Annotated in this window: 17 protein-coding genes; 3 read left to right on the top strand and 14 right to left on the bottom strand. The window is 71.4% G+C overall.

What is annotated here, in order from left to right; translation table 11 throughout:
• Positions 1-63 precede the first annotated feature (63 nt).
• The 12 genes from ACH4SE_RS29280 to ACH4SE_RS29225 all read right to left on the bottom strand — a co-directional run bounded on the left by ACH4SE_RS29280 (position 64) and on the right by ACH4SE_RS29225 (position 7,020).
• Positions 64-2,130, bottom strand: coding sequence for an FtsK/SpoIIIE domain-containing protein (locus ACH4SE_RS29280; RefSeq protein WP_398546513.1), 2,067 nt, complete (start codon positions 2,128-2,130; stop codon positions 64-66).
• Between the two features lie 70 nt (positions 2,131-2,200).
• Positions 2,201-3,478: a hypothetical protein gene (locus ACH4SE_RS29275; protein ID WP_398546512.1), complete on the bottom strand. Its 1,278-nt coding sequence runs from the start codon at positions 3,476-3,478 to the stop codon at positions 2,201-2,203.
• Between the two features lie 44 nt (positions 3,479-3,522).
• Positions 3,523-3,723, bottom strand: a complete 201-nt coding sequence (locus ACH4SE_RS29270) for a hypothetical protein (RefSeq protein WP_398546511.1) — start codon at positions 3,721-3,723, stop codon at positions 3,523-3,525.
• Positions 3,724-3,738: 15 nt separating this feature from the next.
• On the bottom strand, positions 3,739-4,008 hold the full coding sequence (locus ACH4SE_RS29265) for a hypothetical protein (protein ID WP_398546510.1): 270 nt from the start codon (positions 4,006-4,008) through the stop codon (positions 3,739-3,741).
• Entirely contained in the window at positions 4,008-4,589 is a 582-nt protein-coding gene (locus ACH4SE_RS29260) for a hypothetical protein (RefSeq protein WP_398546509.1), read from the bottom strand. Before ACH4SE_RS29260 ends, ACH4SE_RS29265 begins: the two co-directional genes overlap by 1 nt.
• The gene (locus ACH4SE_RS29255) at positions 4,580-4,879 is read right to left on the bottom strand and encodes a hypothetical protein (RefSeq protein WP_398546508.1); all 300 of its coding nucleotides are present in this window, start codon (positions 4,877-4,879) and stop codon (positions 4,580-4,582) included. The genes ACH4SE_RS29260 and ACH4SE_RS29255 overlap by 10 nt, the downstream gene beginning before the upstream one ends.
• A 1-nt stretch (position 4,880) precedes the next feature.
• Positions 4,881-5,246, bottom strand: coding sequence for a hypothetical protein (locus ACH4SE_RS29250; protein WP_398546507.1), 366 nt, complete (start codon positions 5,244-5,246; stop codon positions 4,881-4,883).
• A 135-nt stretch (positions 5,247-5,381) separates the two neighbouring features.
• A complete protein-coding gene (locus ACH4SE_RS29245; RefSeq protein ID WP_398546506.1) occupies positions 5,382-5,558 on the bottom strand; it encodes a hypothetical protein in 177 nt (58 codons plus the stop codon).
• A 176-nt stretch (positions 5,559-5,734) separates the two neighbouring features.
• Positions 5,735-5,881 carry a hypothetical protein gene (locus tag ACH4SE_RS29240; RefSeq protein ID WP_398546505.1) on the bottom strand — a complete coding sequence of 49 codons (147 nt, stop codon included), beginning with the start codon at positions 5,879-5,881 and terminating at the stop codon, positions 5,735-5,737.
• Positions 5,882-6,113: 232 nt separating this feature from the next.
• Positions 6,114-6,416 carry a hypothetical protein gene (locus ACH4SE_RS29235; protein WP_398546504.1) on the bottom strand — a complete coding sequence of 101 codons (303 nt, stop codon included), beginning with the start codon at positions 6,414-6,416 and terminating at the stop codon, positions 6,114-6,116.
• Positions 6,413-6,670 carry a hypothetical protein gene (locus tag ACH4SE_RS29230; protein WP_398546503.1) on the bottom strand — a complete coding sequence of 86 codons (258 nt, stop codon included), beginning with the start codon at positions 6,668-6,670 and terminating at the stop codon, positions 6,413-6,415. Before ACH4SE_RS29230 ends, ACH4SE_RS29235 begins: the two co-directional genes overlap by 4 nt.
• Positions 6,667-7,020 carry a hypothetical protein gene (locus ACH4SE_RS29225; RefSeq protein WP_398546502.1) on the bottom strand — a complete coding sequence of 118 codons (354 nt, stop codon included), beginning with the start codon at positions 7,018-7,020 and terminating at the stop codon, positions 6,667-6,669. Before ACH4SE_RS29225 ends, ACH4SE_RS29230 begins: the two co-directional genes overlap by 4 nt.
• Before the next feature lie 229 nt (positions 7,021-7,249).
• On the opposite strand from ACH4SE_RS29225, the gene ACH4SE_RS29220 reads away from it, so the two are divergent.
• The 3 genes from ACH4SE_RS29220 (at position 7,250) to ACH4SE_RS29210 (ending at position 8,669) form a co-directional block, all read left to right on the top strand.
• Entirely contained in the window at positions 7,250-7,486 is a 237-nt protein-coding gene (locus tag ACH4SE_RS29220) for a hypothetical protein (RefSeq protein ID WP_398546501.1), read from the top strand.
• 146 nt (positions 7,487-7,632) lie between these two features.
• A complete protein-coding gene (locus ACH4SE_RS29215; protein WP_398546500.1) occupies positions 7,633-8,265 on the top strand; it encodes an NUDIX hydrolase in 633 nt (210 codons plus the stop codon).
• The gene (locus tag ACH4SE_RS29210) at positions 8,262-8,669 is read left to right on the top strand and encodes an NUDIX hydrolase (protein WP_398546499.1); all 408 of its coding nucleotides are present in this window, start codon (positions 8,262-8,264) and stop codon (positions 8,667-8,669) included. Before ACH4SE_RS29215 ends, ACH4SE_RS29210 begins: the two co-directional genes overlap by 4 nt.
• Positions 8,670-8,742: 73 nt before the next feature.
• On the opposite strand, the gene ACH4SE_RS29205 is transcribed toward ACH4SE_RS29210, so the two are convergent.
• Positions 8,743-9,042: a hypothetical protein gene (locus ACH4SE_RS29205; protein WP_398546498.1), complete on the bottom strand. Its 300-nt coding sequence runs from the start codon at positions 9,040-9,042 to the stop codon at positions 8,743-8,745.
• Positions 9,039-9,338 (bottom strand): hypothetical protein, encoded by a 300-nt coding sequence (locus ACH4SE_RS29200; protein ID WP_398546497.1) that lies wholly within the window; start codon positions 9,336-9,338, stop codon positions 9,039-9,041. Before ACH4SE_RS29200 ends, ACH4SE_RS29205 begins: the two co-directional genes overlap by 4 nt.
• Positions 9,339-9,349 lie beyond the last annotated feature (11 nt).

The raw sequence follows: 9,349 nt of genomic DNA, 5'->3' as shown, positions 1-9,349 counted from the left end.
CCCCCCTGTCCGGGTCGCTGACCTGCGGGTTTGTCGAGCCGTCCACCCCTGATCCAGGCCGATTCAGGCGACTGCGGCCCGGTCGAGGAGGCGGATGAGGTCGGCCTTCCGGTAGCCGTTGACACGGCCCCGCTCCGGGTGGTTGATCTTCACCGTGGAGCCGGCGCCCGCCCTCCGCAGCAGCTCACCGAGACGCTCCGTGGGCATCTCCAACTCCGAAGCCATCTCCTCGACCTGCGCGTCCCGTCCGAGGCGCTTCATCACCTCAACCGCATCCGCCAGTGCCTCGTAAGCGGCGACGGCCTGCGGGTCCAGCAGGTGCAGCATCCGTCCCGGCACCCCGTCGCGGTTGGGGCCGCCGGCCGCAGACGACAGGCCCGTGCGCTCCGCCAGGGCCCGCTCGACCGGGTCGTCCCACTGCCCGACCAGCCGACCCGCAGCCTCCCGCCACCCGGCGGCCCGCTCCATCAGCGTGGTGATCTCACCGCGCACGTCCTGGTCCAAGTCGAAGCTGCGGGCCAGATCGGTGATGCCGACGAACGGGTTGACGAGCCAGCCCAGGCCCGGGCGAGGCGGGTCGAACCGGGAGGCGTCCGGGCCACCAGCCCCAGCGGACCCCCCACCGAGGATGGTGTTGGACTGCTGTGCGGTGTCGACACGCATCGCCCATTTCGTCAGGCAGTTCATGGCGAGACGGCTCGGCACCACATCGACCTGCGGCAACTGGGTGGCCAGGACGAGGAGGATGCCCGCACCCGTGGCGACCGCGGCGAGCTTCATGAGGTTCTCGGCGAGCTGCTCGCGGTCCGGGTGGGAGCCCTGTGCGGTGTAGGTGGCGAGCTCGTCGATGACGACGAGCTCTATGCCGCCGAGCTCCATGATGGTCTCGGGGGTCATCTTCGACTTCCCGAGCCGGCCGAGGATGGCGTTCCGCCGGTCCATCTCCTCCAGCAGCACCTCGGTCAGCGCCAACAGCCGGGCCGGGTTCGGCTTGAAGTACGTCGCGGCGACACCGGCCTTGGCGTAGGCGTCAAACTCGCCGTTGACCTTGCCGGGGACGATCCGCAGGTTGACCCGGGGGTCCATGGCGGCGGCGGTGATGAAGTTGGCCATGCCGACGCCCTTCCCGGAGCGGGTGGTGCCGCCGATCAGGACGTGACTGTCACGGATGGGCAGGCGGACCACGTTGCCACGCTTCCCCCAGGCGACGGGCGCCCCATTGGCCCAGGTGTCCAGCGGGGTGCGCTGCTCCATGAGCGGCGACGGGCGGGTCGCCTCGAACGGGTCGGCCGCTGACACCCAGACCGCGGCCTGGTTGGCGTGCCGGGCCTTCTGGATGTCGACCATGGTGACGTCGCGACCGAGCGCCCCGGCCAGCTCCTCGACCTTGTTGCGGATCGAGGTGACGGTGAAGTTCGGCGGGAGGTCGACGATGGTCACGGACGTGCCGTCGGGGCCGGGCTGGTGGGCGACGACGCGGGATCCGTCGGGGACCTTGATGGCGGCCAGCGCGTCGAGCAGCGACTGCCCACCGGTGACGACCTCCCCCTCCAGTGGGCCGCCGATCGCCGGATGCCCGGGTGCGGCCTCGATGGCGGCTAGTCCGCGCTGCCCGTGCCACGCCGCGGCGCCGACACCGAACCCGGCGAGGAGCAGGTCGAGCCAGCCACCGACAGCCGCCCCGCCAATGGCGAGGGTGCCGCCGGTGGCGAGGGCGCCGACGCTGGTGTAGCCCAGGTGCTGGATGCGGTGCTTGCGGTGCTCGCGGCGGTACTCCTTCACCTTGGCCTTGGCGGCGTCGGCCTCCGCGGTGCCCTCGGCCGCTTTCCGCTCGTTCTTTGCGAGGCGGATCTCGTGGGGGTAGTTGTCGTGGTAGAGCTCGACCCACTGGCGTCCGCTGCGGGCGACGCCGGTGACGACCCAGCGGGTGCTGGTGCCGAGGCTCCGCCCGGCCGCTTTGGCGACGACCATGGCGGCGGACGGGCGTGCCGGCTGGGGTTTGACGGGGGTGTAGCCGGGGTCGGTGTACGGGCTCTGCGCGGGCACCGGCGGAGTGTCGGTGTTGCGCTCCGTCACCGCGACCGCCGGGGTGCGCTTCGCCAGTTCGGTCGTTTCCCATGTGGTGCTCACTTCGCGTCTCCCTGCTGTCGGCGGTTCCGCAGGGCGGCCCGCAGCGTTTCCTGGGTCAAGATCTGGGGGTTCACTTCGCTGTCCCGCCCTCCGCCTGGACGGCCTTCCGGAGTCGCACGAGGTAGTCGTTGGCGCCTCCGCCGACGGCCTTCTTCACGTTGCTGTGGGTCAAGTTGTGCGCACCGCCAAGGGCGGAGGCGAGGGCGCGAACCTTCTCCAGGTCGGCGGGAATCAGGGGCCTCTCGGGGGTCTTCGGGGCGCTCCGCCCAGAACCGCGCTTCCCTTTCCGCCCTAGGGAAAATCGGCCCCGTGAGCCCTCCGTGGGACCCTCCGGGCTTTCGACGCCAACCGGTCCCTGCGGGCCCCCCTGCGGGCTGTCCGGAAGGGTTGTCACGGGTGTTCCGCCGTCACCGTCGCCCGGCCCGAACGCCTCCGCGAGGAACAGTTCGACGGCCACCGCTTCCGGCGCCAGCTCCTTCGTCTCCGGAACGCTGGGGGTCGCCTGGGCGAGTGACGCGGCCAACGCCTGCCGGGCTCGGACCGCCTGGAGGTACAGCGTCGGGGTCATGCCCGGCTGCCGGATTCCGGTGCTGATCTCCCACGCAGTACGGAAAGCCTCTTCGTTACCGAGCGTGCCGAACGGTGCGGCGCTGATGAGCCGATCGGCTGTGCGAACGATGTTCTTGTGGTCGCGACGCCGCTTCTTCTCGTGCCGCTTCCGCGCCTTTTCCTCCGCCCGCTGCTTCCGCGCTCGGGGGTCGGCGGAGAGGGTGAGCACCCACTGGCGGATCTCGAAGAGCACCGGCCCGCCGAGGGTGACCGCGGCCAGCCCGAGACCGGCGGTGTGCTGCTGGGAGTCCGTCAACCCGCCCAGGGTGGTGCCGTACCCGTAGTTGATCGAGGCCGCGTACCCGGCGGCGGCCAGCGTGAGACCGCGCAGCAGCCACCGCACCCACGCGGACAGGCCCTTGGAGTCGGCATAGGCGACGCCGGCGGCCATCACCCATGCGGCCCCTTCGAGGGCGAACGGAACAGGCAGCAGCATCGAGGAGATCTCGACGAAGTGCACGACCTGCGCGGGCAGGGACGCCATCGCGGATGCGGTGACCAGCAGCAGCGTGCCCTTGCCGTAGATGTTGCCCGGGGTGAGGCTCTTCTCCCGGCGGCTGGCGCGTGCTTGGCGGCGGCGCTGCCGGTCGAGGCGCTTGCGGGCCCGCTCGGTGCGCGCTTCCTCACGGTCGAGTTTGCGCTGTTCACGGCGCCGCTTGTCCTCGAACTCTTCGTTCTTGCGGCGCCGGTCGTCGGCGGCAGCCTGGTCGCGCCGGCGCTCCTCGCTCCAGGTGCTCATGGGGTGGGCATCCTTTCGTGCGATCGGGGGGTGGTGGCGTGCGGTCAGTACACGCGGCTTAGGGCCGCGGCGGAGGTGCGGGCGGCCTGCGCAACATCCATGGCGTCGCAAGCCATCTGCCGAAGGCGGCAGGCCAGGTCGACCTGCCCCCTCCTTTCCGCGTCGCGAACTTGCGGCCACAAGCTCGCGGCTACCTGATCGTGTTCGGCGGCGATCTCGCCGCGCTCGTCGTCGGTGAAGTCCATGACGGTCCTTCCTGGTCAGCGGGTCTGGTGGTACGCGGCGAGGAATTCGTCGGTGAACGCCGCAGCCAGGGCGGCGATGCCGGTCTGAGACAGGGGCCGGCGCCCGGTGCGAACGGCGAGCTGCTGCTCAACCGCCCCCGTCGTGGCGACGGCGAGGGTCAGGACAGCCCGGCTGGTGCGGAGGGCCAGGACCAGCAGGCCGAGGGCGGTCTGTGCAACCAGCAGCAGCACGGTCACCGGAACCTGCCGCCACCGCGGAGCCGTGCGGGTGAGCAGCACGCGCATCACGTCACCCCCGCGGCTTCCCGGACCACGGCGATGACCTGGCCCGGGGTGGTGGTGGCCCAGTCGTTCCACTGCCAGTACGGGGCGGTAATCCCGCGTCGGGCGAGAGTGCCCTGAATCCGGCGCGCCCCTTCGTAGAGGGTGTGCTCGGTGCCGTACCCGAGGCGGTACAGGGCGTACTGGGCGCCGCGGGGGCACCGTGCCCCGCTGATCGTGCGGTTGTGCCGCCCGGGCTGGGCCCAGCCCCACTCCTCCAGCACGCGGGCGGTCAGCTCCAGGTGGGCGGGGACGGTGACCCGGAGCCGGTCCGCGCGCTCCGCCCGTCGCCCGGGGTGCAGGGCCAGCAGACGGTCCGGGACGACCCGCCACAGCCCGCCCGGCAGCACCGAGCCCGTCGCCGGGGCGGCCGACTGGGTACCGAGGGCCTCCGCCACCAGGGCCGCGGTCGGCACGGACACCAGGCGGTGCGCGGTACGGGCCGGGTCGTGCAACCAGCCCTCGACCTCGTCCGCGAGGCCCGCACCCAGCTCGGCGCCGACCAGCTCCTCGAACACGGCCATGTCGACGGTCATCACGACCACCGCCACGGCGTACCGGCGCCGGCTGCCGCGTCCGCCGCGGCGGCCACGTCGCGGGCGAACCGGCCCCAGTCCGCGGGCATCTTCGGGTGGGTGGCGGCCGCCAGAAGCGCGACACCGATCCGGTGCGCATCCCAGGGTGCGATCTCGAACGGGCCGTCCGCACGCTTCACCCGGTCGAACAGCACCCGGGCCGTGCGCCACAACCCTGACGGCAGCACGTGCGCCACCTGCCGGGCCAGGTTCTCGAACTGCAACGCGGACCGGGTCGGGCCGCCATAGGACCAGCCCATGTCACACCCCCGCCGGGACGAGGTCGAGCATGAGCTGAAACTCGGGGGCGCCCACACCGGCACGCCGACCTGCCTCCGCGAACGTCAGCAGACCCGCGGGCCGGTCCTCGTGCAGCGGACCGTAGCCCAGCCACGCCCCCGCGGCGGTCAGGTGCCCGCACCGGGCCTCCTGCCCGATCCACCGGCCCGGCCGGCTGAACCGCCACTCCATGAGGAGCCGCGCGGGGGCGCCGGGGTGCCGGGCGTGGTTTTCGACGATGCTGTAGTAGGTGTGGCCGGGCTTCACCTTCAGGGCGAACTGGGCGGCTTCCTTGTGGGCGTTGCGGCGGGCCCGGGCAGCGGGGGAAACGAAGTCGAGCGGGTTCACGGGTACTCCAAAGGCAGACGTGGTGGTGGGGTGGGGTGCTGAGTGATTTCCACACCGCCCGGGCGCAAGGACCAGGCGGTGTGGGCTACCTCCAGCGGGTCAGACCTCGTCGAGCGGCACGCGCACGGTGCCGGGCTAGCCGTAGATGTTGAGCCGGTCGATGGTGTGGCCGCGGGCCTCGTGGTCGGCCCGGACGGCCGCCTCGGCGGCTTCGCGCGTCGGGGCGGTGACGGTTCCGGAGCCGACCAGCTCCTCCCTCTTGCCGCCGTTGGACGGGCCGTGACCGGTGATGGTGAACGTGTACTTCGGCATGAGACTCCTCAGATGAATGCGGACGATGTGTGGGTTGGGTGCCGGGCCTGCCGGTAGGGGGTGTCGCCGTACAGGCCCGGCGGTCTAGTCGCTCTCTTCGCGGACCGGCGTCGGGGTGGGGTAGGTCGGGGGTTCGGGGGTCGGGGGAGGGTTCGTCGCCCCGTCGTGCGTGCCGGTCACGACCCGTTCCGGATCTGCTCGGCCAGCTCGTGCGCGGCCTCGGCCTTCTCGCCCGCGTCGGTCGCGGACGCCAGGTGCTGCTGCGTCTGCTCCTGCAGCACCTCGTGCGCCGCATCCGACAGCCACCCGTCGTCGGCGCTCACCGGACCGGCCCCGGCACGACCCGGCACGTCCTGGCGTGCCGCTGGGCGTGGTAGCGGGCGGTGTGGGTGGCACCCCGCCGGTCCACGACACCCCGACCGGACACGTCGTCCAAGGACGACCGCGACCACGGGCACGCCCGGCAGACCGCGGTGACACGATCCGTGCCCGGGACAACATCCACGGTGGCCCCGCTGGCCGTCACGTACTGGGCGATCACACCCACCGGGGTACTCACCGCACACCCCCCGGCACCGGGTCCGTCTCGCAGGTCGCCGCGTGGTCCTGGGCCCAGTCACGGACCTCCGCCAACACCACCGCCGGCTCACGGGACTCGGTGCCACACGGGGCGCCCTCCACGACCAGCGACCGGTAGTAGTGGCCCACACACCGCGCCGCACAGCCCGTACAGGCCGCGATCACCCCGATCGGGTCGTCCGACAGCTCCACGACCAGGTACATCGACAGGTCGACGGTGGCGCCGCCCGCGGTCGGGTACCGGGCGACCACACCCGCCGGCCACATCGCGGCGGTCACCGCGCACCACCCGGCTTGGGCACAGCCCGGCAGGTGGCGGCGTGGTCCTGTGCCCACTCACCGGCCCGCTCGGTTGACCGTTCGCGGTTGGGGAGGTCGACGAGTGTCGGGTCGTCGTAGGAGGTCCACTCCGAGCGGGGGCAGGCGAAGCATTTGGCCAGGACGCTCCTGTCCTGCTCGATCAGGTCGACGAACCCTCCGCCGACCGTCACGTACCGGCCGATGACACCCTCGGGCCACGTCGCGGCGCTCACGCGGCACTGCCCAGGTAGTCGCGGACCTCGGTGCGGTACTCGTCGGCCCGCTCGATGTACGCCAGCTCGACCTGGTCCTCGATGGCCCGCCGCTTGTCGTACTCGACGGCCGCGACCGCGCTCGTCGAACGGCGGAGGGCCCGGCGGTACGCCTCGTCCATGTCCGGGTCGGAGTCGCCCGGGTTGGAGGCGGCGGGGAACCAGCCCCCGGTGCGGGCGGTCAGCCGCCGCACACCGCCCCTCGCGGCGACCTGCGCGGCCTCGTCGGCCGAGGACAGGGGGTACGACGGGCCGATACGGCCCGGGCGGTCGGCGCGCGAGCGCACGCCGGTAGAGTTGGCGGAAGCCATCAGGGTCTCCTCGTTAGAACCTGGTTGGTGAGGGCCGGCCCGCGAGGTGAGAGTCGCGGTGTCCGGCCCGTTTTTTGTTGTGCTGCTCGCGGACTGGGTCCGGTGAGAGTGAGCAGCCGCGGGCTTCAAGCAGCGCTTGAAGCGAGTGCTGAGACTGACAGTAGAGGCCGTCTGACTCTTCGTCAAGCGTGCGCTTGTAGAGTCCTGGAAAGGCCCCTACTCTCATTCCATGACCGCCCTCGACGACGCCGTAGACGCCCTGATCACTGCGCTGAGACGCATCGCAGATCCCGTCAAGCGGTACGAGGCGGCCAAGGATCTCGAAAGCCGCGTCGTGGCCGACGTCAAGCAGGTCAAGGCGGAAGTCGCCCAAGAGCTCCACCCGCAGCACACCTGGAAAGAAGTCGGCGAACTGCTCGGGGTCACCGGCTCCCGAGCCGAGCAGATCTCCCGGGCATCCCGATGAGTTCGACATGCCATCGAGTCAACGCCGACCGCGCCCACCGCACGATGAGCGTCAACTGCACCCGCAGTGCGGCGCCAGTGCACCACGCGCGGTCGTAGTGCAGTAGCAGTGCAACACCCCGCCTAGCGGCACCGAGGGGGCCCAAGATGGACGTCGTAAGCACGTGGACTGGACGGTCGGCGTGCGCGTTGCAAGAGGCCCTGCGGGACACGAACGAGGCGTTCGCGGCAAGACTCGGGGTGGCCACACGCACAGTCGCCGGCTGGCACGCAGACGAGGGAATCGTCCCTCGCGCGGAGATGCAGGCGGCACTGGACACGGCATACGAGAGGGCGGGTGACGCGGTGCAGCGACGATTCACGCTCCTGTCCCGTCCCACCGTGGCCCCGGAAGTCCAGGCGCTACGGGTGGCCATCGCCATCGTGGTGCGGGGCGCTGAGGTGCTGCTGGTGTGCCGCCGCGGGGAGGACTCGCTGCGCTGGCAGTTCCCGGCCGGCGTCGTCAAGCCCGGCGCCTCGTCGGAGGCGGTGGCGGTCTCGGAGACCTTGGGGGAGACCGGGGTGCATGCCGCGGTACTCCGCCAGCTCGGGAGCCGCTTGCACCCGACCACGGGCGTGATGGCCGACTACTACCTCTGCGACTACCTGGCCGGCGACGCGACGAACCGGGATGCGGTCGAGAACCTCGACGTCGCCTGGGTGCCGCTCGCTGCGCTGTCCCGCTTCATCCCGACCGACACGATTTACCCGCCGATCCTGACCGCCCTGGAGGCAGCATGACCACCACCGCACAGCCCGTCGTCTCCATGGCGATCATCGCCCACAACGGGGCGGTCCTGATGATCCGCCGCCGCCAGAAGGAGGGCGAGCTGCTGTGGGCGTTCCCCGGCGGCGCGGTCGAGGAGGGCGAGACCCCGGAGCAGGCCGCGGTCCGCGAGGTCGCCGAAGAGGTCGGCCTGACCGTCGTCGCCGAGAAGGTGCTCGGTGACCGCGTCCACCCGAAGACCGGCCGGGCCATGGTGTACACCGCCTGCACCGTCGAGGGCGGGGAACTGGCCGTCCTCGACGAGGACGAAATCGCCGAGGTCGCATGGGTGCGGCACGACGAAATCCCGGCCCACGTGCCCTACGGGCTGTTCGAGCCGGTGCAGGAGTACCTCGATGGAGTGCTCGTCAACGCGTGAGGCGAGGGCGTCAGATAGCGCCCTGCCGTCGCCCCCTCGCTCCTGCGAGGGGGCGGTTTTGTGTGTGCGTCGGCTAGATGCAATCGGTGGCGTCGCGGAGACTGCTGTGGGCTCGGGCCAGGTCTTGGCTGTAGGCAGAGATCCCGCGGGGGTCAGGCCCGGGGTCGAGGTAGGCGTCGATGGCTTCGCGCAGCACCGGCCCGGAGATGAGCTTCGGGTTGCTGTGCGCGTAGGCGGCGTACCAGTCACGCTCCCACGGCTCACTCCGGGTGCCGACCAGGTCAGAGATCTCCGCCGGGGTCAGGTGCTCGCGGACGAGGGCGATCAATCGCACCCACCGGTCAGTGCCGTAGCCAGCTGGCTGGTAGGTCACGCCGCCTCCCCGAGGATGCGCTGGGCGACCCGGAGCGGGTGCCCGTCGACGACGGCGTCCTGTGTACCGCCAGCGCATTCCTGCCGAACGGCGACCATGGCGATCTCGTTGAACCAGTCCGCCAAGTCGACCGCCAACTCCGGGGACAGCAGCCCGCAGAACACGCCCACCGGGCCGCCCAGGTAGCCGTCCAGGTCATAGGCCCAGTGCGCATCGGTGCGGCCGCCTTCGGCCTGCCGGTCGCGCGCAGCCTCCGCCGCACGCCGCAGCCGGTCCGCCGCCATGTGCAGCGTCAAGGCCGGAGACG

The organism is Streptomyces sp. NPDC020983 (genome assembly GCF_044333485.1).
In the GTDB taxonomy this organism is placed as follows: Bacteria; Actinomycetota; Actinomycetes; order Streptomycetales; family Streptomycetaceae; genus Actinacidiphila.
The sequence above is the reverse complement of the archived record's forward strand: the minus strand, read 5'-3'. Positions and strand labels throughout refer to the sequence as shown.

Bases quoted from the DNA above. Each gene is read 5' to 3' on its own strand.
- ACH4SE_RS29245 (WP_398546506.1), bottom strand. From the start codon at position 5,558: ATGCCGAAGTACACGTTCACCATCACCGGTCACGGCCCGTCCAACGGC.
- ACH4SE_RS29210 (WP_398546499.1), top strand. From the start codon at position 8,262: ATGACCACCACCGCACAGCCCGTCGTCTCCATGGCGATCATCGCCCAC.
- ACH4SE_RS29220 (WP_398546501.1), top strand. From the start codon at position 7,250: ATGACCGCCCTCGACGACGCCGTAGACGCCCTGATCACTGCGCTGAGA.
- ACH4SE_RS29275 (WP_398546512.1), bottom strand. From the start codon at position 3,478: ATGAGCACCTGGAGCGAGGAGCGCCGGCGCGACCAGGCTGCCGCCGAC.
- ACH4SE_RS29225 (WP_398546502.1), bottom strand. From the start codon at position 7,020: ATGGCTTCCGCCAACTCTACCGGCGTGCGCTCGCGCGCCGACCGCCCG.
- ACH4SE_RS29270 (WP_398546511.1), bottom strand. From the start codon at position 3,723: ATGGACTTCACCGACGACGAGCGCGGCGAGATCGCCGCCGAACACGAT.
- ACH4SE_RS29255 (WP_398546508.1), bottom strand. From the start codon at position 4,879: ATGGGCTGGTCCTATGGCGGCCCGACCCGGTCCGCGTTGCAGTTCGAG.
- ACH4SE_RS29215 (WP_398546500.1), top strand. From the start codon at position 7,633: ATGGACGTCGTAAGCACGTGGACTGGACGGTCGGCGTGCGCGTTGCAA.
- ACH4SE_RS29265 (WP_398546510.1), bottom strand. From the start codon at position 4,008: ATGCGCGTGCTGCTCACCCGCACGGCTCCGCGGTGGCGGCAGGTTCCG.